Below are 21,645 nucleotides of genomic sequence, written 5' to 3' on the forward strand. Positions count from 1 at the left end.
AGGGCTCGGCAGGATGGGCACAGGAACTGGACCGGATAGAGGAGCAGGTTGATGGCGAGCGTCGACAGCTTCGGTGCCAAGGGGGCACTCGAGGTCAACGGACAGTCGTACGAGATCTTCAGGTTGGCGGGTATCGAGGGCGCGGACACGCTGCCGTACTCGCTCAAGGTGCTGCTGGAGAACCTGCTGCGCACCGAGGACGGTGCGAACATCACCGCCGAGCACATCTCCAAGCTCGGCAACTGGGACCAGAACGCGGCGCCCGACACCGAGATCCAGTTCACCCCGGCCCGGGTGATCATGCAGGACTTCACCGGTGTCCCGTGCGTGGTCGACCTGGCCACGATGCGCGAGGCGGTCGCCGAGCTCGGGGGCGACCCGACCAAGATCAACCCGCTGGCTCCGGCCGAGCTGGTCATCGACCACTCGGTCATCATCGACGTGTTCGGCCGGCAGGACGCGTTCGAGCGCAACGTCGAGCTCGAGTACGAGCGCAACCGTGAGCGCTACCAGTTCCTTCGCTGGGGCCAGACCGCCTTCGACGAGTTCAAGGTGGTCCCGCCCGGCACCGGCATCGTGCACCAGGTGAACATCGAGCACCTGGCCCGGACCGTCATGGTCCGCAACGGCCAGGCGTACCCGGACACCTGTGTCGGCACCGACAGCCACACCACCATGGTCAACGGCCTCGGCGTACTGGGCTGGGGCGTCGGCGGGATCGAGGCCGAGGCGGCCATGCTCGGCCAGCCGGTGTCGATGCTGATCCCGAAGGTGGTCGGCTTCAAGCTGACCGGCGCGGTCCCGGCCGGCGCGACCGCGACCGACGTCGTGCTGACCATCACCCAGATGCTGCGCAAGCACGGTGTGGTCGGCAAGTTCGTCGAGTTCTACGGCGACGGCGTGGCCGCGGTGCCGCTGGCGAACCGGGCCACCATCGGCAACATGAGCCCGGAGTTCGGCTCCACCTGCGCGATCTTCCCGATCGACGACGTGACGCTGGACTACCTGCGGCTGACCGGCCGCTCCGACGCCGACGTCGCGCTGGTCGAGGCGTACAGCAAGGAGCAAGGCCTCTGGCACAACCCGGCGGTCGAGCCGCGCTTCTCGGAGTACCTCGAACTCGACCTGTCGACCGTCGTCCCGTCGATCGCGGGCCCGAAGCGGCCGCAGGACCGGGTCGAGCTGAGCGAGGCCAAGGAGGCCTTCCGCGGTGCGCTGACCGACTACGCGACCGAGGAGCTGGACGTCGACCCGTCGGAGACCGGGAGCTTCCCGGCCAGCGACGCGCCGAACGGCCACGGCGCCAACGTCAACGACGAGCCGCACGTGCCGCACGGCAGCGACGGGCGCCCGTCGATGAAGACCACGGTCAGCCTGGACGGCCAGGAGATCGAGCTCGACCACGGCCACGTCGTGATCGCCAGCATCACCTCCTGCACCAACACCTCGAACCCGTCGGTCATGCTGGCCGCCGCGCTGCTGGCCAAGAACGCGGTCGACAAGGGCCTGGCGTCGAAGCCGTGGGTGAAGACGTCGCTCGCGCCCGGGTCGAAGGTCGTCACCGACTACTACGAGAAGGCCGGCGTCACGCCGTACCTGGAGAAGCTCGGGTTCCACCTGGTCGGGTACGGGTGCACCACCTGCATCGGCAACTCCGGCCCGCTGCCGGAGGCGATCTCGGCCGGGGTCCAGGAGGCCGACCTGGCGGTCGTCTCGGTGCTGTCCGGCAACCGCAACTTCGAGGGCCGGATCAACCCGGACGTCAAGATGAACTACCTGGCCAGCCCGCCGCTGGTGATCGCCTACGCGCTGGCCGGGACGATGGACTTCGACTTCGAGACCGATGCCCTGGGCAAGGACACCGACGGCAACGACGTGTTCCTGCGCGACATCTGGCCGAGCGCGGACGAGGTGGAGCAGACGATCGCCACCTCGATCAACAAGGAGATGTTCACCAAGGACTACGCCGACGTGTTCGCCGGTGACGAGCGCTGGCAGTCGCTGCCGACGCCGGAGGGCAAGACCTTCGCCTGGGACCCGGAGTCGACGTACGTGCGCAAGCCTCCGTACTTCGAGGGCATGGCGAACGAGCCGGCCCCGGTCACCGACATCGCCGGCGCCCGGGTGCTGGCCAAGCTGGGCGACTCGGTCACCACCGACCACATCTCCCCGGCCGGCTCGATCAAGGCCGACAGCCCGGCCGGCACGTACCTGGCCGAGCACGGTGTCGAGCGCAAGGACTTCAACTCGTACGGGTCGCGGCGCGGCAACCACGAGGTGATGATCCGCGGCACGTTCGCGAACATCCGGCTGCGCAACCAGATCGCGCCGGGCACCGAGGGCGGGTTCACCCGCGACTTCACCCAGGCCGACGCGCCGGTCACCACGATCTACGACGCCGCGCAGGCGTACGCCGAGGCCGGCACGCCGCTCGTGATCCTGGCCGGCAAGGAGTACGGCTCGGGATCGTCGCGCGACTGGGCCGCCAAGGGTACGGCGCTGCTCGGCGCGAAGGCCGTGATCACCGAGTCGTTCGAGCGGATCCACCGGTCGAACCTGATCGGCATGGGCGTGCTCCCGCTGCAGTACCCGGAGGGGGAGACCGCGGAGTCGCTCGGCCTGACCGGCGAGGAGACGTTCGACATCTCCGGCGTGACCGAGCTGAACGACGGCTCGATCCCGCGCACCGTGCACGTCAAGGCGACCTCGCCCGACGGCTCGGAGAAGGAGTTCGACGCGGTGGTCCGGATCGACACCCCAGGTGAGGCCGACTACTACCGCAACGGCGGCATCCTGCAGTACGTCCTGCGGTCCCTGATCGCGGGCTGACGCACCACCTGAGGAGCCGGCCGGGGCGAGCCCGGCCGGCTCTTCGGCATTCTGTCGGCGGTCGCCGCTTTACTGGTGTGCATGACCGACCGGCAGCCACCGCGGGAGATCGTGCTCGAGGCGTGCGCGCAGTACGGCGAGGACGCGGTGATCGACTTCGCGATCGCCGTACTGACCGGTGCGGTGAGCGCGGACGAGGCGTTCACGACCGAGGTCGACAAGCTGAAGTGGTTGGTCGGTCCGACCGTCGGCGGCTGGGCGAAGCTCGATCCGGTCAACTTCTACTGGGCGCGCGTCTGGGCTGCCCGGGTCTTTCTGTACGCCTGGCGTGACGACGCGGTCGACGTCCTGCTGATCGCCGCCGCCGACCCGGCGTGGCGGGTGCGGGAACACGTCGCCCGGGTCACGGCCCAACGGGAGCTCGGCCAGCTGGTCGATGCGCTGCTCCCTGGTCTGACCTACGAGCTGCCCCGAGTGCGCTCGGCCACTGCTCGGGCGGTGGGCGCGGCCGGCGAGGCCGAGCACGCCGAGGCGTTGCAGGGGCTTCTCGACGACCCCGACCACGCCGTCCGCGCCGCCGCCGAGAAGGCTCTCGACCGGCTGGAGTCCCGGCTGGAACGGAATCTCCGCTAGCCGGCAGGCAGAATCGAGTCGCCGAGGAGGCGGCATGAAGTACCTGATGCTGATCTACGGCAACGAGGACGTCTGGAACAGCCTGGCGCCAGAGGACCTGGATCTGCACATTGCCCCGGTCGTTCTCGACGGTGGGATGCGCCTGCTCGACGATCTCGGCCTGGCCGGCAAGGAGGCGATCGAGCTCACGCCGATCCGGGTGATCCAAACGCCTGCGGCGACGCACCTCCGCTATCGGGTGCTCGGGCGAGCGCCGCTCGTCCCCGACGACCGGGGTATGTAACCCATTGGCCACCTGGAAGTCAGCCTCCGCACATCATTGACGGGAACGGTCGGGCGCATGGAGACCTCCCGTAGATCCGTCCTGAAAGCCGGTCTGGCTTCCACTGCGGCCGTCGCCGGCCTGACCCCCGCCCTCGCCACCTCGACCACCGCCGCCGCGACGCCGGTCCGGCAGAACCCGTTCACCCTCGGCATCGCCAGCGGCGACCCGTGGCCGGACGGGTTCGTGCTGTGGACCCGCCTCGCCGTCGACCCGGTCGCGCCGGACGGCCTCGGCGGCATGCCGAGCCGCGCGTACGCGGTGCAGTGGCAGGTCGCCACCGACTCGCGCTTCCACCGCGTCGTCAAGGCCGGCGTCGCGGTCGCCCGGCCGGAGCACGCGCACGCGATCCATGTCACCGTGCAGGGCCTCGAGCCCGGTCGTGAGTACTACTACCGCTTCCGCGCCGAGGGCCACGTGTCTTCCACCGGGCGGACCCTGACCTCACCGGCTCGCGGTACGACGCCGCGCGAACTGTCGATGTCGTTCGTCTCGTGCTCCCAGTTCGAGCACGGCTGGTTCACGGCGTACCGGCGGCTCGCCCAGGACCACCCGGACCTCGTGCTCCACCTGGGCGACTACCAGTACGAGTACACCAAGGGCGCGTACGTCGCTCCCGGCGGCAACGTCCGTGATCACGACGGACCCGAGACCACCGACCTGGCGTCGTACCGGCAGCGGCACGCGCAGTACAAGACCGACCCCGACCTGCAGGCCGCGCACGCGGTCGCGCCGTGGCTGGTGGTGTGGGACGACCACGAGCTCGACAACAACTGGGCCGACGAGGTCCCGGAGCGGGCCGAGGACGGCTTCCTGGCTCGCCGCGCGGCCGCATTCCAGGCGTACTACGAGAACATGCCGCTGCGCGCCTCGTCGAAGCCGCGCGGGATCGACATGCAGCTCTTCCGCCGGGTGAAGTGGGGTGAGCTGGCAACGTTCCACATGCTCGACACCCGCCAGTACCGCGACGACCAGGGCTGCGGCGACGGCTACAAGGACTGCCCCGCCGCCGTCGACCCGAAGCGGTCGATCACCGGCGACCGGCAGGAGAAGTGGCTGATCGACGGCTTCCGCAGGTCCGAGGCGCGCTGGGACATCCTCGGCCAGCAGGTGTTCTTCGCGCAGCGCGACAACAACTCCGGCCCGCTGAAGGTGACCTCGATGGACTCCTGGGACGGGTACGTCGCCTCCCGCGACCGCATCACCCGCGGCTGGGTCGACGCCCGGGTGCGGAACCCCGTCGTACTCACCGGCGACGTGCACGCCCACTGGGCCTCGGACCTGAAGCTCGACTACGACGACCCGACGTCGCGCACCGTCGGCTCGGAGCTCGTCTGCTCGTCGATCACGAGCGGCGGCAACGGCGCCGACTCCGCGACGGGCTCACACCCGTGGTTCGCCTGGAACCCGCACCTCCGCTTCCAGAACAACCTCCGCGGCTACGTGAACACCACGATCACCCGTGAGTCGCTGGTCGCCGACTTCCGCACCGTCCGCGCGGTGCAGACGAAGGACGCCGAGGTCTTCACCCGAGCCCAGTTCACCATCGAAGACCGCAACCCCGGCCTCAACCTCACCGCCGACAACCCACCGGCCCCCGCCGCCGCCCGCACTCTTGCCGGCGCCGCCGAGGACACAGTCGCCTGGGAAACCGCCCGCCCGTAACACCCCAGCCAAACCCGTTGGTGAGCCCGGGAAAGCCGGGCTCACCAACGCGGGGGACTAACCCTCGAGGGCTGCTCGGAGTTTGCCGGCGTATTCGGAGGCTTCGGTTTCGTCGGTGTACTTGGTGCGGGGCCAGAAGAAGCCGCGTAGGCCGTCGCCCTTCGTCCGGGGTACGACGTGGACGTGGAGATGCGGCACGGACTGCGACACCACGTTGTTGACGGCAACGAACGACCCCTGCGCGCCGAACGCCGTACGCACCGCCGCGGCCACCGACCGCGCCGCACCGAACAGCGGCACAGTCAGCTCGTCAGGCAGTTCAACAAGCGTCGGCACATGCTGCCGCGGCACCAGCAGCGTGTGCCCCTTGAACACCGGACGTACGTCGAGGAACCCGACGACCTCCGGGGTGTCCAGCACGATCTGGGCCGGGGTGGACCCGGCGATGATGGAGCAGAACAGACAGTCGGCCATCAGCCAAGCTTCTCGTCCTCGAAGCACCAGCGCCAAGTCTCACCCGGCTCGAAGCTCCGCATCACCGGGTGCTTGCTCAGCGCGTAGTGCTTGCTGGCGTGCTTCATCGGCGACGAGTCGCAGCACCCGACGTGCCCGCAGCCGAGGCACAGCCGCAGATGCACCCACGTCCCGCCCATAGCCAGGCACTCCTCACACCCATCCGGCGTGTTCGGCGTCAGCACCAGTGGCGCGCTCTCCAGGTGCTCGCACGCACCAGCAGCAGACGGCGGCACCCGCAGGTCCTCGGACCGCCCACCAACGTCGTCGTCCTCCTCGCGGTCGAGCATGGACTCCTCGACGTCGAGCGCGATCTGCGCCCGCTGCAGCACCTCGTCGGCCACCAGCCCCGCGTCCCGCACCTTCAGGATGTGCGCACGCTCGGCCTCGAGCATCTCCATCCGCAACCGCCGGTACGCCTCACTCGGCGTCTCGTACTCGGTCTCCGGCCGCCCGAGCCGCTCCCAGGCCGCCTGCGCCCGCGACTCGCCCCGCTGCCGGAGCACCTTGAGCACGGTCGGCGGGTCCTCGGGCGAGGACACCTCCTCCAGCTTCTCCATCGCCGCCCGATGCGCACCTTGCAGTACGGCGGCCTCCTGCAACGCATCCTCCGCCGGATCAGGACCGGGCAAGCGCAGTCGCCGTACCAGCCAGGGAAGCGTCGAGCCCTGGACCAGCAGCGTGCCCGCTGTCACGGCCAGCGCGATGAAGACGAGCACCTCGCGATGCGGCGTGTCCTCGGGCAGCGTGAACACCGCCGCCAGCGTGACCACGCCGCGCATGCCCGCCCACGAGACGACGATCAGGCTCTGCCACGAGACCGGCCCGGGTCGCGATCGGCCGAGGATCTTCCGGGACAGGAAGGTGGTCGGGATGACCCAGATCGGCCGCAGCAGGACGACGGCCAGGAACACGGCGATCGTCGAGGCCGCGATCAGCCACCCGGGCAGCGGGCTTTCCGCGAGGTCGTCGAGGATCCACCGGGTCTGCAACCCGATCAGCAGGAAGACGGTGTTCTCCAGCAGGAACTGGAACGTCCGCCAGTTGGTCCGCTCCGACATCCGGGACTTGGCGGACTGGATGACCGGCGCCTTGTGGCCGAGGATCAGGCCCGCGACGACGACGGCGAGGACGCCCGAGGCGTGGATCTCCTCCGCGGCGATGTAGGCGATGAAGGGCGCGGTCAGGCTGAGCGTGGTGTCGAGGACCGGATCGGTGAACCGCTTGCGGATCTTCGCCAGCAGGATCGCCACGGCGAGGCCGACCGCCACGCCTCCGCCGGCCGCCAGGAGGAAGTCGAGGCTGACGTCCAGGACCGTCGGGGTGACGACCGCGGCCGCGATCGCGGTCCGCAGGCAGACCAGAGCGGTGGCGTCGTTGACCAGGCTCTCGCCCTCGAGGATCGTGACCACGCGGCGGGGGAGACCGACGCGCTTGGCGATCGCGGTCGCAGCGACTGCGTCCGGCGGCGCGACGACGGCGCCGATCGCGAACGCGGCCCAGAGCGGCAGCGGCTCCTGCCCCTGCGCCTCGGCGACGGAGCCGAGCAGCCAGTACGCGACCGCGCCGACGCCGAGCGCGGTGAACACGACGAGACCGACCGACAGCAGGCCGATCGAGCGGCGGTGCTTGGTGAAGTCGACCAGGCTGGTCCGGATCGCGGCGGCGTACAGCAGTGGTGGCAGGAAGCCGACCAGGACCACCTCGGGCTCGAGCTCGACCCGGGGGACGAACGGGAGGTACGACGCGGCGATCCCGAGGACGACGAGTAGGAGGGGAGCCGAGATCCCGAGCCGCCGGGCCAGCGCGGCCCCGGCCGCGACCACGGCGACGAGGGCCACGACCTCGATCGCTATATGCACGGGCACAGTCTCGCAGCTTCGGCCGCCTGGTTCGCCCAGAGCGGAGCCGGGATCTGGTCAGCGTCGCCGGGGTCGTCTAACGTGTGCGCAGCGGGATCCGTCGATCACGGGGAGTGACTGATGCATCGTCGTGTGGCTGCGCTGGTTGGTTCGCTCGGTTTGCTGGGTTCCACGCTGGTCGCGCTGCCCGCGGCAGCCGAAGCCAGCACCGGTTGCGTGGCCTCGGTGCCCGAGCCGGGTACGACGACACCAGTCAAGATCTGCTACTCGCTGTTCAAGCCCGTCGGCGCATCTGCGTCGCACACCGTCCCGATGATCATGCACAGCCACGGCTGGGGCGGCAGCCGGACGAAGGACCCGGCCGCATTCAAGGGCTGGCTCGATGCGGGGTTCGGCGTCCTCAGCTTCGACCAGCGCAGCTTCGGCGAGAGCACCGGCGTCGCGCACGTGATGAACCCCGACTACGAGGGCCGCGATGTGGTCACGCTCGTCGACCTGGTCGCCGGCCTGGACTGGGTGACTCGGGAGGCGCCCGGTGATCCGCTGCTCGGCGCGATCGGCGGGTCGTACGGCGGCGGGTTCCAGTTCGCCGGCGCGTTCACCGAGCTCCGCGACAGCGGGCGGACGCGGTTCGACGCGATGGCGCCCGAGGTGACCTGGTGGGACCTGAAGCAGAGCCTCGCGCCGGACGAGGCAGCCCGGACGATGTGGCTGTCGCTGCTGTACGCGGGTGGCGGCACGCACCTTCCACCGGCCGTGTCGGCGGCGTTCGTCGTACTGATCGCCACCGGAGCCTGGCCGCAGGGGAAGGCTGGGCGGGACCTTGACGCGTTCTTCGCCAAGAACGGGCCGGCTTGGCACGTGGCACAGGGGCGGAAGCTGGACATCCCGGTGCTGTTCGGTCAGGGGATCTCGGACAACCTGTTCAACCTCAACCAGGGGCTGGCCAACTTCGAGCGGGCGCTGACACCCAAGGCTCGGGCGCGGTCGATCTTCGTCGGGTACAACGGCGGTCACGCGCTGCCGAGCGTGCTGCCGCCGGGGTACGCCACCCCAGGCGACCCGTGCTCGATCGCGCTCGGCTCGTCGAGCTTCTCCGGCCTCGCGCTGCGGTTCATGGCGACCAAGTTGTTGGGCAAGGCGACAGATCTCTCCGGGCATGGCGCCTACCACCTGGCGACCGCGGACGGGCGTTGCCTGACGCAACAGAACCTGAAGGCCGACGCCCGCTACAAACTCGGCAAGATCGCGACGCCGACCGGGGCCGGCTGCCGGTGAACGTGAAGGTTGCCGCCGGCCCGTTGACGGTCGCAGGCGTACCGCGCGTGGACGCCCGCGTCTACACCGTCGTACCGGACTCGGGCGTGTTCCTCGCGTTGAGCGTCGGGACGAACCCGTTGACCGCGAAGGTCGTGCAGAACAACACGATGCCGCTGCGGGAGAAGCAGGTGGTGAAGGGGGAGCGCCGGTCGATCGAGCTGCCGGCCGTCGCGGTCGACGTGCCGGCCGCGAAGAACCTCTACCTCACCGTCACCCCGGTCGCCGACATGTTCGCCGGCCAGCGCGGACTCCTGCCCGGCGCCCTACTGCTGAAGGACACCTCGCTGAGTCTTCACCGCACCCGGTCGAGGTAGGTCTTGTAGACGCTGAGGAACGGCTCCTCGGTCCCGACCACGCCGGCCAGCCAGTCGCACGTCGTACGCGCGGTCTCGATCACGCCGGCCGGGTAGCCGTACCTCACCTGGTGCTCGGCGAACTCGTCCTCGTCGTCGATGATGATCGTGCCGTCGCGTTTCTTGATGACGTCCAGGTCGAGGTCGATCATCGTGAACACGTCCTCGCCGAACTCCACCGGCGTGGTGATGTCGCAGTAGATCTCCGTCGACCGCGGCTCGTCGTTGAACATCGCCGTGAACCACCGGTCCCGCGGAAACAGCTGCACGTGAGCCTGCTCCTGCACCACTTCCGGCTCGTCCCCCCGCTGCGACACCGACAACGCCGGCGCCCCGAGCCAAACGCCGTACTCGTCCTCACCCAAGTACCGCATCCACTGATGCCAATGCAGCCCCTCGTCGTACTTCCGGTAAACCACCCTGACATCACGCATAGCCCGAAACCTACCTCGCTGCGAGTGCAACGCCGTGCGCTCCGGCGTGACGCGACCTTCTCACCTGACTCGTGCCACTTGAGGGCTGGTTGTCGGTTCGGCGGGTATTCGTGCTGGTCAGGGGCTTGCGAGCGGTTGGCTTGACGTACCCCGGTCGTCGGTAAGGTCGGGGTCGTGGTGTTCATTCGCAAGTCCGCTGGCCGTTCGGGCGCCACGAAGGTTCAGATCGCGGAGCGGCGGGGCGGCCGCAACCACATCTTGGAGCATGTGGGGACGGCGCGGTCGGAGGCCGAGCTCGCGGTGTTGTTGGCCGAGGTTCGTCGGCGGTTGAGGCCGGGGCAGGATGCGTTCGATCTGAAGGTTGCTGGGATGCAGGACGAGGGCAGGCCGGGGGTGATCACCGGGAAGCGGTCCGCGGTGCTGTGGCGCGTACTGGCGTCGGTGTACGACCGGCTGGGTTTCAGTGCCTTCGACGATGAGGCTTTCAAGCAGCTGGTGCTGGCACGGATCGTGGAGCCGACGAGCAAGGCTGACTCGGCGAGGGTGCTGGACGAGCTCGGCATCGCTCATGCGTCGCTGCGCACCATGTTCCGGTCGCTGCAGCGAGCTGCGGATCGCGATTACCGGGCTCAGATCGCGACGGCGTGTTTCACACGTGCGGCGACAAGTGGTGATGTCTCGCTGTGCCTGTACGACGTGACCACCTTGTACTTCGAGGCCGAGACCGAAGACGAGCTGCGCAAGATCGGGTACTCCAAGGAACGCCGGGTCGACCCGCAAGTCGTCGTCGGGCTGCTGGTGGACCGGGGCGGGTTCCCGTTGGAGATCGGCTGCTGGGAGGGCAACAAGGCAGAGACCGCCACGATCGTCCCGATCATCAGGCAGTTGCAGGCCCGCCACGGCCTGGCGGACATGGTGATCGTTGCTGACGCCGGGATGCTCTCGGCCTCCAACCTCAAGGAGCTCGACGAGGCCGCGCTGAGGTTCATCGTCGGGTCCCGGGTGACCAAAGCCCCGGCCGACCTGGCCTCGCATTTCCGGTGGCACGGGGACGCGTTCGCCGACGGGCAGGTCATCGACACGATCACCCCGCGGGTGGCCACGACCGCCGCGCGGGACGACAACGACGTGAACAAGCGCGCCGAGCCGGTGTGGGACCCGGCAGCGCACACCCGGTCGTGGCGGGCGGTGTGGGCGTACTCGCGCAAACGCGCGGTCCGTGATGGCAAGACCCTCACGCTGCAGGAGAACCGGGCCAAGGCCGTGATCGCCGGCGAGAAGGCCACCCGCACACCACGATTCATCACCACCAGGAACGGCACCCAGTCCTTGGACGAGGCGTCCCTGGCCAGGGCGGCGCCGCCTCGTAGGCCTCAAGGGCTACGTGACCAACATCCCCGCCGCTTTGATGCCCGCCGGTGAGGTCATCGCCAGCTACCACGACCTGTGGCAGGTCGAGGCGTCGTTCGGGATGAGCAAGACCGACCTGCGCGCCAGACCGATGTTCCACCACACCCGCGAGGCGATCGAGGCTCACCTGACCATCGTGTTCGCCGCACTGGCCGTGGCCCGCCACCTGCAAGACGCGACCGGGATCAGCATCAAAAAGATCGTTCAGCCCCTACGACCGCTGCAGGAAATCAGCGTCCGCATCGCCGGCCACGAGCACCTCGCCGAAGACCCCCTCACCCCAGCCGCGACGTCCATCCTCGACGCCCTCGACCTCACCCCTCAATGACGTACCCCGGTGGCACGAGTCAGGGTAAACCACCCTGACATCACGCATACCCCGAAACCTACCTCGCTGCGAGTGCAACGCCGTGCGCTCCGGCGTGACGCGACCTTCTCACAGACGGAACCCGCAAGACACTTCGCTGCAGAGGCGGCGACATGCCTGGGAGCCGTCGAGCCACAAGCAGCTTCAAGGCTCACGGCTGGGGCATCGCATATCGCTGGTCTAGTGGCGGCAGGTTGCATATCCACTACCAATGAAGGTCGCGCCCCCATGCGGACTCAGTCGCACCCAGGACTTCGTAGTATCGCGCCATTTCCGGATCCGAAATCACCAGCAGGCTGTCTGGCTGGTAGCGAGGAGCCGCATCTTGCAGGTCCCCCAAGGCGACAACGACGCTTGCGCCACTCCCGAAATCCATACGAAGTGCCCACAGCAGCACGTCCCCTGCCTCGGATGGCTGTGTCGCGACACCGAATCCAGTGACTGCAGATCCAAGCAACTGGCTCCACGGCGGTCCTTGAGTCATTTCTACTGCATCATTGATCGCCGTGGTCGCAGCCCCGTCGGCCGAATCTGTCACGCTGAGGAACTCGACGAAATTGTCGATGCGCCATTCGACGGTCGTCGTTGTCGACTCAGTCGAGATGACGACTGCCTGATCGACTTCGTGGATGCTCGCGCATTGGCTTATTTCTGTCGAGCCCTTGTAGTAGACCTGTGTCACGTGTTGTCCGACCATTGCGTGAAGGTTAGTCAGGGACACGCCTACGATATCTCCGGTCTGGTGATGAGAAGAGTCCGTCATGAAAATAGCCCAAAATATCTGAATGCGCCGCCGGAATCAAAAACGGCGCCAACAAACTGATTTATTGACAATATTATTGCTGATTACACGCGTCCCGCCTTTGAATCCTCCCTGCGTGATCGATTGGAAATCAGAACGTGGATCCGTCAGAATATCATCGAGTAAGTTATGAGCAGCGGAGTTTAGTTCTTTTCCGCCCACTTTCGGCAACTGTCCCCTGGCCATATGTTTTTGGTAAGCGCGCCCGGCGACGGTCAGGCCGTTCTTGTCGAGCGCTCTTCCGGCGGCCGACATCGCGTCGAGGTTTGGTCCACATGTGTTGTGGACCAGGACGGGCTTGTTGCCGACGATCACATAATACGTGTGGGTGCCGTCGACGGTTAGGTTGTATGCCGTGGCAACCTGCTGGGATCCTGGCCGGATACCGACAACGCGTTCGGTTTCGTTTGTTGGAGTGAGGAGTCGGTCACCTGCATCGAGTTGGTCGGCGCGCTGGAACATGTGGTCAGTTGCGTTCCAGAACGGGTGGTCCTCGGTGGTGGTGACGACCTCGCCATCGATCTCGAGATCGATCATCTTGTCGTCATGTGCCAGACGTGGGTAACGACCTTGGCCGATTGCTCCCCGGTTTCGGGGTCGCTGGCGATGACCTTGTCGCCTGGTTTGACCTCCGCGATCGGTTTGTGCGTGCCGTCGGCCATGAGAACCGTGATTGCCGCGGCGAAGCTGCATCGCCCAGCTGCGGTGACTGCAGTCTTAGTCGCTGCCTTGGATGCTGCGGTCCCGGTGGTCCGGCTGGCGGCGGATGCGGTGGAGGCGGCTCGGCCGGCGCCCTTGGTGCCTACTAGGGTTTCGGCGACGAGGAAGGCTACTCGGCCGGTGGCCTTGGTTTTCTCGCCGCTGGCCCAGTCTTGTTTGACTGGTTCGACCATGGCGTTCCAGATGCTGCCAGGGTTGCGGACGATGGTCGTGACGACGTCGATCTGGGACTGGCAGGAGTGGATCGCGATGCACTTGCCCTGCTGGAATTGGCACCGCTCGCCGTGGATCGGCCTACAACCTGACTGTCATGGGCATCCACACTTATCACGTCGGCGACCGCGAGGTGTTGGTCCACAACGCTTGCAAGCCACCCAATCCCTATGGTCGGCGGGGCAGTCCCGCACACGTCGACCGCATCGACGAGGCGGAGACCAGGCTGGCGGCGAGGGGATGGACCACGGTCGCGGGTGGGAGCCTGCCCGAGCGGATGTACGGAAGCAGATTCCCCGATCTGGTCATGCAGCGGGGCGAAAGCACGATCGCCATCCAGGTCGGTCGCGCGACTCGTCGAGGGCTTCCGATTGCGCGGGAGAGACGCGCCATCGCGGATCTTCGGCGCACCGGCGCCTTCGATCATGTCTTCTTCCTAAAGTATGTTTCCATGAGCGAAGTGTTGAGTCCTGACGAGTGGCGGCGGGCCGATCGCGGGCGCGCGGGTGAGTTTCCCAGGGTGCGTGCCGAGGACCTGCCCATGGTTCTCAGCTCGCTGCCTGAGAAGTTCGGTCCGTACCTACTGATCGCCAACGAGCTCGTGCGAGGACCAGACGGGTATGTTCCGAACTCCCATGTGGTGGTGCCAACTGAGTTGGAGCGACTCATCGAAGGAGGAACCTGGAACTACTTCATCGTGAGTGAACGTGTCTCGCCAGAGTTGGTCAGGCGGCTGCCTGATGTAGATGGACGTACGCTGGCCGTCAACGGAGCAATCAACCTGCAGATCGGGCGGCGGACCCGAGCAGGGACACAACCGGCAGCCATCGGGATGGTTCCCAAGGTCGCCACCAAGCAAGGCCAGTCTCGATCGCATGTCGAATACAGTCTCATCTACGAGGCCGCTGTTCGGGAGTTGAAGAAATCCAGCTGACTCCCAAGCCTCCGTCGCCGCATCCAGGCGGTTCGAGCTCGAGACCGGAGAGCAGTAGGCAAGGCGACCACCCAGGTCTGGGTCCACGGAGATACCTGCTTGACCTCATCGTGGTCGGTGAAACGATTGCTACGACCGAGCTCCGTGAGTACATGAAATGGTTCAAGAAGAATGGGGGTTGCTGATGGCCGCGGAGCCTGGGGAAGCGATCGAGTGGCTGTCTGATCGAGCGGGGAGGGACGCGCGGGAGGTTCTTGCCGATGAGCACGTGCGATGGCAGCTGTACAAGGAGTCGCTTCGGGATGCCGGAGGCCGGGCCGTCGTGTTGCGGGCACTGGAAGATGATGACAACTCGCCGCTGGTGTCGGCGACTGTCGTGCGGGCGATCGAGTTGGTTCCAGAGAAGGAGCGGGCTGCCTGGGTGGAGGTGGTCCCAGCCGGACGCCAGCGAGACTTCGCGGCGAGACGTGCCATCGAAGTCGGAATCTTGGAGAGGCTGGTCGCCGACGATGACACGAAGCTCGGTGGCGATGACACGCGGCACTGGTCTCAGTGGCTGCAGCTGAGGGTGGCCGAGGACGCTAACAGCGCCGAAGTCCTCCGCGGGCTGGCCGGATCAGGCGCGACCAAACGCATCAGGAACCTTGCGGGGCAGAGGCTCAAGGGTAGTGGCCGCTGATTGGAAGTAAGCACACCCTGGCGATTGGCGATGCTGACCGCTGTCGGCGGGTCGTCTTGCCGGGTTTCGTGCATCATTTGCCAGTTACGTTCGGGTGTGGGCAGAAGCCGCATCCGCCAGTTCTACCCGGAGGAGCTCGCATGAGCAGGTCCACGTCCGGAGCTTCGTGCGGATCGGGGAGGATTTCCTGCCCATTCAGGAGGCCCAGCGTTACGACGGCGATGGCGTGTACGTGCCTGGCGCGGCGAGCCTGGTCATCGACGGCGTCGAGGTACTTGGTATCGACCTCTGGGACGACGTGAACTGGTTGTGGCCGTTCATCGTGCAGGCACTCGATGACTGCCGGCGTGCTGGCGCGGGCAGGCGAGGTGGCAACGACGATGCGGGGCTTGGGCGGCGATGATGGGTGTGATCGAGCACTTCGAGCGATATCTCGGACCGATCCAGGAAGGCTGGGCCGTGGATGCCGACGGCGAAGAGATGCCGTTTCAGATTGTGCGGTTCGATCAAGGCTCAGACGACAAGACAGTTAGTTTCGCCACTCTTGGGCTGGGTCGATACCCGCTGAGGTCGACGACAACAGCACGTACGTTCCGGCACGAGTTGTTGCTGCTGGCACCTAATAAGCTCGCCCGCGGACCGCTCCCCTCTCTGCTTCAGCCGATCGGGCAGGCCTGCATCCAGGACGGTCGGGCACTTCTCCGTGGTGACGTGCTCGGACCCCGAGGCCCCTTACTCGCCGGGTCCCAGATGGAGGCGTTCTACGTTGCCATGCCGGCGTACTTTCCGGACGAGTTCGCCACCTGCGAGGGTCCGGACGGACCTGTTGTGATCTCCTGGTTGGTTCCCATCGCGGCTCCGGAGGCGCACTATGTGGCTCGACATGGCTGGGAGGCCTTTGAGGATCGCCTCGTCGAGCAAGATCCAGATCTCACGGACTTCGGCCGCCATCCCATGAAGTTGTGATGCGTGATGCCTCGGGAAAGTTGATTGCTTGGCTGCAGGAACTTACTGCCTGACCTCTACAGTCGATGGCACACTCAGTCTCCAGATGAACGAACGACCCGATGCGGAGAGAGACGGTTCCAGACCAACCGATCACGTTCAAGGCCGAGACAGCCCGGCCAGCCAACACCCGCATCGCTGTGACCGCGGCGCGTCGATCAACCGCACCGCAATGACCAGGCTCGAGGTGCTGATTTGACGTACGACGTGCGGCGCAAGGGCCAGGTTGACGTTGGCGCGCAGGACCGGGTGGTGCTCTCGGGTGAGCGGTTGGGCTCGGCGGACTTTCGGGGTCGGCGGTTCGGGCAGTTCTTGGCGGAGGGCGTTCGCCTGGAGGGGTGCGCGTTCGACGGGGCCGTGATCGAGAACGCGTCGTTCGGTGCGGGGCGGGTGGCGTCGGAGTACGTCGGTTGCAGCTTCGATGGGGCCAAGCTCCGGATGGGGCCGGGTGGGTTTGCCCGGTTCGTCGACTGCAGTTTCGAGAACACGGTGATCGAGAACTGGTTCTGCTTCGCGGTCGAACTGGTCGGGTGCTCGTTCTCGGGGCGGCTGCGGAAGGTGGTCTTCAACGGCACCGTGCGCTCGAAAGACCGGGAGATCACCGGGAGGACGGTCAACCAGTTCGAGCGAAATGACTTCTCGCGGGCGAAGCTGGTCGACGTCGCGTTCCGAACCGGCGTCGACCTGACCAAGCAGCGGCTTCCAACCGGTTCGGAATACGCGTACCTGGCGGACGCTGCCTCGGCCGTCCGGCGCGCTCGGATCGACCTGAACTCGTGGGAGGACCCAGACGCCAAGAAGCGCGCGTCAGGTGTCTTGCAGGTCATGGAAGAGGACGTCGCCGACGGCCAACGCCAACTCCTCATCCGCGCAGACGACTACCCCCGAGCCTCCCGCCCAGCCATCCGATCCCTCCTCACCGCCGCCCAGGAGAGCTGAGCGGTCGGTGCACTGTGTTGCCTGTCCTTGAGGTCCTCGCTCCTCCGGGGCTGAAGGTCGGCATCACTCGGCTCGACGGTCGCGATGGCCGAGCCGGTGCCGCTGAATGCCTACGGCATGAGCCTCGACTTGATACAACTGGCTGGCACCTCAGGGAGGGATGAGAGCCTTTCCGAAGCACCTAGAGTCTTCCAGCCATTGTATGAGCATCATCTTGCCCGGTCGTGCTGACAAGTCCGGTCCTATCTCGCCTCGCCAGCCGCAGATGGCGGCTCCTCCTCGCTGCCAGGGGGTACGCAGATGTTTGGTTCGATCCAGCGCTCAAGGACGGCTGATCGCGCATTCCGCACCACCGATCGCTTGAGTTCTTCCGAGGCTTGGTCGACATCGGCGGGCGCGAAGGACCTGGCCGAGCCGCCTCCGTGGCCTCCAGCCGGGTCGCCGAGTGAGCCCCCGGAGCGAGGTGAGAGATGAATGAATTGAGAGCGATCGTCGATGAGCTTCCCATCCGGCCGCGTATGTACTTGCCGGATGGCCGTTACGCGTCGTTGGTGGCGTTCTTGGACGGGCACTCGCTGGGAACCGGCGACGATCCCTTGAAGGCGTTCGGTCGATGGCTCGCCGACCAGTGGCTGAGGCGAGAGTTGTCGTGGCACTGGGGGTATCTCGTCGCGGCCCAGGTCCGCCCTAGCATTCGAGAGAACAACGAGCCCCTCGCGTCGCTGAGCGCAGCTGAGGAAGCAGACGCCGCCGACTTGCTGCAGATGCTCACAAGGTTCCTGGTCAGTTCAGATGGACCGGGCGGCTAGCCGATTGGAGACTCTTTTCTAGAGTGCGTTCCGTGAGTGAAGTGTTGAGTCCTGATGAGTGGCTGCGGGTCGATCGTGGGCGTAGGCGCGAGTTTCCCCAGGTGGGAGCGGAGGATGTGCCGCGGGTGCTCGGTGCGCTGCCGGCAGAGTTCGGTCCCTATTTGCTGATCGCGACCAGGCTTGTACCTGGGCCGAGCGGATATGTGCCTGACTCACATGTCGTGGAGCCGACCGAGTTGCAACAGGCCATCGACGAGGGAACCTGGAACTACTTCATCGTCAGTGAGCGGCTCTCGCCGAAGCTGGTCGCGCGGCTGCCCGCTGTGGATGGACGGATGCTGGCTGTCAACGGAGCGATCAATCTGCAGATCGGCGGACGGACCCAGGCCGGATTAGAGCCGACGGCCGTCGGGCTGGTGCCGAAGGTAGCCACGATGGAGGGCCAGTCTCGGTCGCACGGCCAGTACGTTCTCGTGTACGAGGCTGCTCTCCGCGCGTTGAGGAAGTACGGCGGACGTCGGACGGATGAACAGGGGGAGCGTGGCTGATCCGGTTGAGCTGGGGTGCTCTCAGTGGGTGCGGCTGGTGATCGGGAGGGTTGGGCGTCGGGCCGGGGGCGTTGTCCTTGTCGAGGGTGCGTTGGGGGCGTCGGAGGTGGTTGATCCTGGGCTCGGTGATGGGGACGGGCTGGTGGTTGTGGCGTTCGACCGCTGGATGGTTGCGCTGGGGGAGGAGAGCCGTGCGCTGCTGACCTGGGATGTTGCGGAGCCCTCTTTGAGGGTCGTGGCGGAGGTCGCGCGGCTCGAGCTGAGTGGATATGACCCGGGTGGGCTGCGGCGCATGATCGAAGTTGGGCATGATTCGGTGCTGGTCGAGACTGAGGTGGGGATGGCGCTGGTGTGCTTCGGCGGGCGGATCGCCTGGCAGCGAGTGCATGGCGATCTGACTGCTCGGGTTACGGGAGTCGACGACGGCGTTGTCGAGGTTCGGTCGGAGAGTGGTGTGAGTCGGTATGCGATCTCCGACGTTCGTTATCTCGGCGGAGAGCCGACGGGGTGACCGTGGTCCGAGGCGCCGGGCCCGGTGGGTTCGCGGGGTTCAGGCTGGCGCTGGCGGACCGCGGGGCGGTTGAGGCGGGCGGTAGCCCGCAAGGGGCGGCGATAAGCCGCAAGCGGCGGCGACAGCCGGCATAGGGAAGGACGGCGATGAGCCGGGGGTGGGTGGGAGCGGGCGTAGCGGTCGCGAGGGACGAGCGGCTGCGGAGCGCGGGTGGGCTGGACCTAGGAGCTCAGGGAGCGGGTTTGGTCTAAGTAGGGCTTGTAGGCGGTGGTGAAGGGTTCTGTGGTGGTGATGTGGGTGGCCAGCCAGGCGCAGGTGGCTTGGGCGGTGGCTACTACCTGGGGTGGGTAGTTGTACTTGACCTGGTGGGCGTGGAACTCGTCCTCGTCCATGACGCGGACGGTGCCGTCTCGCATCAGGCGGATGTCGAGGTCGAGGTCGACGGCGGTGACGGTGTCGACGCCGAACTCGGGCGGCATGGTGACGTCGCAGTAGATCAGGGTCTGGTGCGGTTCGTCATTGAAAAGGGCGCTCCACCACTGGCCGCGGGGGAAGAGCCGGACGCGGTGGTGGTCGATCGTCTTCCAGCTGCCGTCGGCGCGCTGGCCCTGGGTGCCGGGGACCGAGCCGACCCACAGGCCGTGCTCGTCCTCGCCGAGCCGGAACGCTTCCACGAGGCGATGCGGCTGTCCGTCGTACTTCCGGAACAGCGTCCTCACCATGTCCATGCCGTCACTCTAGGTGAAACCCGAACAAACCAGGCCCACCCACCGTGCATCCCAGAGTGTGAGATATCCCCAAGTGCCCGCGCGAGTTCGGAAACCGGGCGCGGGGTGCATAGACTCAAGCATTCGAGGACGACCCGCGGGAGGAGCTCGATGCGCGTGCTGGAGACGGTCGGAGGGCCGGCGGACCTCAAGAAGCTGACCGGTCAGCAGCTCACCGATCTCGCCGCAGAGATCCGGGACGTGCTGGTCGAGACGGTGTCGCGGACCGGGGGGCACCTGGGCCCGAACCTGGGCATGGTGGAGATCACGCTGGCGATGCACCGGGTGTTCGACTCGCCGCGGGACCGGCTGGTCTACGACACCGGTCACCAGACGTATGTGCACAAGCTGCTGACCGGCCGGGCGCCGAAGTTCGACACGCTCCGTCAGCAGGGCGGCCTGAGCGGCTACCCGAGCCAGGCCGAGTCCGACCACGACATCGTCGAGAACAGCCACGCCTCGACCGCGCTGTCGTACGCCGACGGCCTGGCCAAGGCGTACAAACTCCGCAAGGAGGACCGGCACGTGGTCGCGCTGATCGGCGACGGCGGCCTGACCGGCGGGATGGCCTGGGAGGCGCTGAACAACATCGCCGCCGCCAAGGACCTGAAGCTGGTCGTCATCGTCAACGACAACGGCCGCTCCTACAGCCCGACCGTCGGCGGCCTGGCGACGCACCTGACCAGCCTGCGCACCAACCCGCGGTACGAGAAGATCCTCGACCTGATCAAGAAGAACCTGGGCCGTACGCCGTATGTCGGCCCGCCGATGTACGAGGTGCTGCACGGGGTCAAGAAGGGCCTGAAGGACATGCTCGCCCCGCAGGGCATGTTCGAGGACCTCGGCCTCAAGTACGTCGGTCCCGTCGACGGCCACGACCGTCAGGCGATGGAGGACGCGCTCCGCAACGCGAAGTCGTTCGGCGGGCCGGTGATCGTGCACGCGGTGACCAAGAAGGGCTTCGGGTACGCCGCCGCCGAGCAGGACGAGGAGGACAACTTCCACCAGGTCCGGCCGTTGAACAAGCCACGGGGCTGGACCGATGTGTTCGCCGACGAGCTGGTCCGGATCGGTCACCGCCGGCCCGACGTGGTCGCGATCACCGCCGCCATGCTGCACCCGACCGGGCTGGCGCAGTTCGCGCAGGAGTTCCCGGACCGGACCTTCGACGTCGGCATCGCCGAGCAGCACGCGGTGACCAGCGCGGCCGGCCTGGCGATGGGCGGTCTGCACCCGGTCGTCGGCCTGTACGCCACGTTCCTCAACCGGGCGTTCGACCAGCTCCTGCTCGACGTCGCGCTGCACAAGTGCGGCGTCACGTTCGTGCTGGACCGCGCGGGTGTCACTGGTGATGACGGCCCGAGCCACAACGGCATGTGGGACATGTCGATCCTGCAGCTCGTCCCCGGCCTCCGGCTGGCCGCGCCACGTGACGGCAAGCGGCTGGAGGAGCTGCTCAACGAGGCGGTCGACGTCTCCGACGCCCCGACCGTGCTGCGGTACGCGAAGGGCGAGGTGTTCCCGGACATCGAGGCGATCGACCGGATCGGTGAGCTCGACGTCCTGGAGCGGACCGGCACCGACGTGCTGCTGGTCGGGATCGGCTCGATGGCGGCCACGGCGATGGATGTCGCCAACCGGCTGGAGGCCCAGGGCTTCGGCGTCACCGTGGTCGACCCGCGCTGGGTGAAGCCGGTCGACCCGAAGCTGGTCGAGCTGGCGGCGAAGTTCAAGTACGTCGTGACCGTCGAGGACAACGGCCGCGCCGGGGGCTGCGGGTCGATGATCGCGCAGGCGCTCCGCGACGCCGGGGTGACGACGCCGGTCCGCGACTTCGGCATCCCGCAGCAGTTCCTCGAGCACGCCAAGCGTCCCGCCGTACTGCAGGAGATCGGGCTGACCGGACAGGAGCTGGCCCGGGACATCACCGAGCTGATCGCGCAGCGCTCCGGCGACCCGATGAGCGAGCCCGACCCGGCGCGCGGCCGCCCCGGCGGCGCCTGAGCCGGC

At 67.1% G+C, this 21,645-nt stretch carries 22 protein-coding genes and 1 pseudogene; 16 read left to right on the forward strand and 7 right to left on the reverse strand.

All coding sequences use genetic code 11. The annotated features are described in order from the left end of the window. Positions 1-51 precede the first annotated feature (51 nt). From acnA to ACIBGM_RS20740, 4 genes are all read left to right on the forward strand, one after another. Positions 52-2,829 carry an aconitate hydratase AcnA gene (acnA, locus tag ACIBGM_RS20725; protein ID WP_396386466.1) on the forward strand — a complete coding sequence of 926 codons (2,778 nt, stop codon included), beginning with the start codon at positions 52-54 and terminating at the stop codon, positions 2,827-2,829. 81 nt (positions 2,830-2,910) lie between these two features. Then, positions 2,911-3,462 carry a HEAT repeat domain-containing protein gene (locus ACIBGM_RS20730; RefSeq protein WP_360529111.1) on the forward strand — a complete coding sequence of 184 codons (552 nt, stop codon included), beginning with the start codon at positions 2,911-2,913 and terminating at the stop codon, positions 3,460-3,462. 34 nt (positions 3,463-3,496) lie between these two features. Continuing rightward, positions 3,497-3,745 (forward strand): hypothetical protein, encoded by a 249-nt coding sequence (locus tag ACIBGM_RS20735; protein WP_360529108.1) that lies wholly within the window; start codon positions 3,497-3,499, stop codon positions 3,743-3,745. Between the two features lie 57 nt (positions 3,746-3,802). Then, the gene (locus tag ACIBGM_RS20740) at positions 3,803-5,449 is read left to right on the forward strand and encodes an alkaline phosphatase D family protein (protein WP_360529105.1); all 1,647 of its coding nucleotides are present in this window, start codon (positions 3,803-3,805) and stop codon (positions 5,447-5,449) included. A gap of 57 nt (positions 5,450-5,506) precedes the next feature. Here ACIBGM_RS20740 and ACIBGM_RS20745 read toward each other — a convergent pair whose 3' ends face one another. Together ACIBGM_RS20745 and ACIBGM_RS20750 are read right to left on the reverse strand one after the other, a co-directional pair. Then, a complete protein-coding gene (locus ACIBGM_RS20745) occupies positions 5,507-5,923 on the reverse strand; it encodes an HIT family protein (RefSeq protein ID WP_360536153.1) in 417 nt (138 codons plus the stop codon). Then, positions 5,923-7,824 (reverse strand): Na+/H+ antiporter, encoded by a 1,902-nt coding sequence (locus tag ACIBGM_RS20750; RefSeq protein ID WP_360536151.1) that lies wholly within the window; start codon positions 7,822-7,824, stop codon positions 5,923-5,925. The genes ACIBGM_RS20745 and ACIBGM_RS20750 overlap by 1 nt, the downstream gene beginning before the upstream one ends. Before the next feature lie 120 nt (positions 7,825-7,944). Between ACIBGM_RS20750 and ACIBGM_RS20755 the strand changes: the two genes are divergently transcribed. Further along, complete coding sequence (locus ACIBGM_RS20755) at positions 7,945-9,102, forward strand: CocE/NonD family hydrolase (protein WP_396386467.1); 1,158 nt, start codon at positions 7,945-7,947, stop codon at positions 9,100-9,102. Continuing rightward, positions 9,099-9,458 (forward strand): hypothetical protein, encoded by a 360-nt coding sequence (locus ACIBGM_RS20760; protein WP_396386468.1) that lies wholly within the window; start codon positions 9,099-9,101, stop codon positions 9,456-9,458. Before ACIBGM_RS20755 ends, ACIBGM_RS20760 begins: the two co-directional genes overlap by 4 nt. On the opposite strand, the gene ACIBGM_RS20765 is transcribed toward ACIBGM_RS20760, so the two are convergent. Continuing rightward, on the reverse strand, positions 9,437-9,931 hold the full coding sequence (locus tag ACIBGM_RS20765; RefSeq protein WP_360536148.1) for a DUF402 domain-containing protein: 495 nt from the start codon (positions 9,929-9,931) through the stop codon (positions 9,437-9,439). The genes ACIBGM_RS20760 and ACIBGM_RS20765 overlap by 22 nt on opposite strands. A gap of 174 nt (positions 9,932-10,105) precedes the next feature. Between ACIBGM_RS20765 and ACIBGM_RS20770 the strand changes: the two are divergent. Beyond that, positions 10,106-11,669: pseudogene (locus tag ACIBGM_RS20770) on the forward strand (IS1634 family transposase). A 244-nt stretch (positions 11,670-11,913) separates the two neighbouring features. On the opposite strand, the gene ACIBGM_RS20775 reads toward ACIBGM_RS20770, so the two are convergent. The 3 genes from ACIBGM_RS20775 to ACIBGM_RS20785 form a co-directional block, all read right to left on the reverse strand. Then, positions 11,914-12,405, reverse strand: a complete 492-nt coding sequence (locus ACIBGM_RS20775) for a hypothetical protein (RefSeq protein ID WP_396386469.1) — start codon at positions 12,403-12,405, stop codon at positions 11,914-11,916. Between the two features lie 102 nt (positions 12,406-12,507). Beyond that, positions 12,508-13,047: a polymorphic toxin-type HINT domain-containing protein gene (locus ACIBGM_RS20780; RefSeq protein ID WP_396386470.1), complete on the reverse strand. Its 540-nt coding sequence runs from the start codon at positions 13,045-13,047 to the stop codon at positions 12,508-12,510. Continuing rightward, a complete protein-coding gene (locus ACIBGM_RS20785; RefSeq protein WP_396386471.1) occupies positions 13,044-13,403 on the reverse strand; it encodes a hypothetical protein in 360 nt (119 codons plus the stop codon). The genes ACIBGM_RS20780 and ACIBGM_RS20785 overlap by 4 nt, the downstream gene beginning before the upstream one ends. Before the next feature lie 137 nt (positions 13,404-13,540). Between ACIBGM_RS20785 and ACIBGM_RS20790 the strand changes: the two genes are divergently transcribed. From ACIBGM_RS20790 to ACIBGM_RS20825, 8 genes are all read left to right on the forward strand, one after another. Continuing rightward, on the forward strand, positions 13,541-14,377 hold the full coding sequence (locus ACIBGM_RS20790) for a hypothetical protein (protein WP_396386472.1): 837 nt from the start codon (positions 13,541-13,543) through the stop codon (positions 14,375-14,377). 184 nt (positions 14,378-14,561) lie between these two features. Next, positions 14,562-15,056: a hypothetical protein gene (locus ACIBGM_RS20795; protein ID WP_396386473.1), complete on the forward strand. Its 495-nt coding sequence runs from the start codon at positions 14,562-14,564 to the stop codon at positions 15,054-15,056. A gap of 166 nt (positions 15,057-15,222) precedes the next feature. Then, on the forward strand, positions 15,223-15,459 hold the full coding sequence (locus ACIBGM_RS20800) for a hypothetical protein (RefSeq protein WP_396386474.1): 237 nt from the start codon (positions 15,223-15,225) through the stop codon (positions 15,457-15,459). Between the two features lie 5 nt (positions 15,460-15,464). Then, entirely contained in the window at positions 15,465-16,022 is a 558-nt protein-coding gene (locus ACIBGM_RS20805) for a suppressor of fused domain protein (protein ID WP_396386475.1), read from the forward strand. Between the two features lie 234 nt (positions 16,023-16,256). Further along, entirely contained in the window at positions 16,257-17,000 is a 744-nt protein-coding gene (locus ACIBGM_RS20810; RefSeq protein WP_396386476.1) for a hypothetical protein, read from the forward strand. Positions 17,001-17,470: 470 nt separating this feature from the next. Continuing rightward, positions 17,471-17,809 (forward strand): hypothetical protein, encoded by a 339-nt coding sequence (locus ACIBGM_RS20815; RefSeq protein ID WP_396386477.1) that lies wholly within the window; start codon positions 17,471-17,473, stop codon positions 17,807-17,809. Positions 17,810-17,841: 32 nt separating this feature from the next. After that, entirely contained in the window at positions 17,842-18,357 is a 516-nt protein-coding gene (locus ACIBGM_RS20820; RefSeq protein WP_396386478.1) for a hypothetical protein, read from the forward strand. 28 nt (positions 18,358-18,385) lie between these two features. After that, a complete protein-coding gene (locus ACIBGM_RS20825; RefSeq protein WP_396386479.1) occupies positions 18,386-18,868 on the forward strand; it encodes a hypothetical protein in 483 nt (160 codons plus the stop codon). A 221-nt stretch (positions 18,869-19,089) separates the two neighbouring features. On the opposite strand, the gene ACIBGM_RS20830 is transcribed toward ACIBGM_RS20825, so the two are convergent. Next, on the reverse strand, positions 19,090-19,596 hold the full coding sequence (locus ACIBGM_RS20830; protein ID WP_360536144.1) for a DUF402 domain-containing protein: 507 nt from the start codon (positions 19,594-19,596) through the stop codon (positions 19,090-19,092). A gap of 150 nt (positions 19,597-19,746) precedes the next feature. On the opposite strand from ACIBGM_RS20830, the gene dxs reads away from it, so the two are divergent. Next, positions 19,747-21,639, forward strand: coding sequence for a 1-deoxy-D-xylulose-5-phosphate synthase (dxs, locus tag ACIBGM_RS20835; protein ID WP_396386480.1), 1,893 nt, complete (start codon positions 19,747-19,749; stop codon positions 21,637-21,639). Positions 21,640-21,645: the final 6 nt, after the last annotated feature.

Source organism: Kribbella sp. NPDC050470 (genome assembly GCF_044458365.1).
In the GTDB taxonomy this organism is placed as follows: Bacteria; Actinomycetota; Actinomycetes; order Propionibacteriales; family Kribbellaceae; genus Kribbella.

Bases quoted from the DNA above. Each gene is read 5' to 3' on its own strand.
- acnA (WP_396386466.1), top strand. From the start codon at position 52: ATGGCGAGCGTCGACAGCTTCGGTGCCAAGGGGGCACTCGAGGTCAAC.
- ACIBGM_RS20730 (WP_360529111.1), top strand. From the start codon at position 2,911: ATGACCGACCGGCAGCCACCGCGGGAGATCGTGCTCGAGGCGTGCGCG.
- ACIBGM_RS20735 (WP_360529108.1), top strand. From the start codon at position 3,497: ATGAAGTACCTGATGCTGATCTACGGCAACGAGGACGTCTGGAACAGC.
- ACIBGM_RS20740 (WP_360529105.1), top strand. From the start codon at position 3,803: ATGGAGACCTCCCGTAGATCCGTCCTGAAAGCCGGTCTGGCTTCCACT.
- ACIBGM_RS20745 (WP_360536153.1), bottom strand. From the start codon at position 5,923: ATGGCCGACTGTCTGTTCTGCTCCATCATCGCCGGGTCCACCCCGGCC.
- ACIBGM_RS20755 (WP_396386467.1), top strand. From the start codon at position 7,945: ATGCATCGTCGTGTGGCTGCGCTGGTTGGTTCGCTCGGTTTGCTGGGT.
- ACIBGM_RS20765 (WP_360536148.1), bottom strand. From the start codon at position 9,931: ATGCGTGATGTCAGGGTGGTTTACCGGAAGTACGACGAGGGGCTGCAT.
- ACIBGM_RS20775 (WP_396386469.1), bottom strand. From the start codon at position 12,405: ATGGTCGGACAACACGTGACACAGGTCTACTACAAGGGCTCGACAGAA.
- ACIBGM_RS20780 (WP_396386470.1), bottom strand. From the start codon at position 13,047: ATGATCGATCTCGAGATCGATGGCGAGGTCGTCACCACCACCGAGGAC.
- ACIBGM_RS20785 (WP_396386471.1), bottom strand. From the start codon at position 13,403: ATGGTCGAACCAGTCAAACAAGACTGGGCCAGCGGCGAGAAAACCAAG.
- ACIBGM_RS20790 (WP_396386472.1), top strand. From the start codon at position 13,541: ATGGGCATCCACACTTATCACGTCGGCGACCGCGAGGTGTTGGTCCAC.
- ACIBGM_RS20795 (WP_396386473.1), top strand. From the start codon at position 14,562: ATGGCCGCGGAGCCTGGGGAAGCGATCGAGTGGCTGTCTGATCGAGCG.
- ACIBGM_RS20815 (WP_396386477.1), top strand. From the start codon at position 17,471: ATGAATGAATTGAGAGCGATCGTCGATGAGCTTCCCATCCGGCCGCGT.
- ACIBGM_RS20830 (WP_360536144.1), bottom strand. From the start codon at position 19,596: ATGGACATGGTGAGGACGCTGTTCCGGAAGTACGACGGACAGCCGCAT.
- dxs (WP_396386480.1), top strand. From the start codon at position 19,747: ATGCGCGTGCTGGAGACGGTCGGAGGGCCGGCGGACCTCAAGAAGCTG.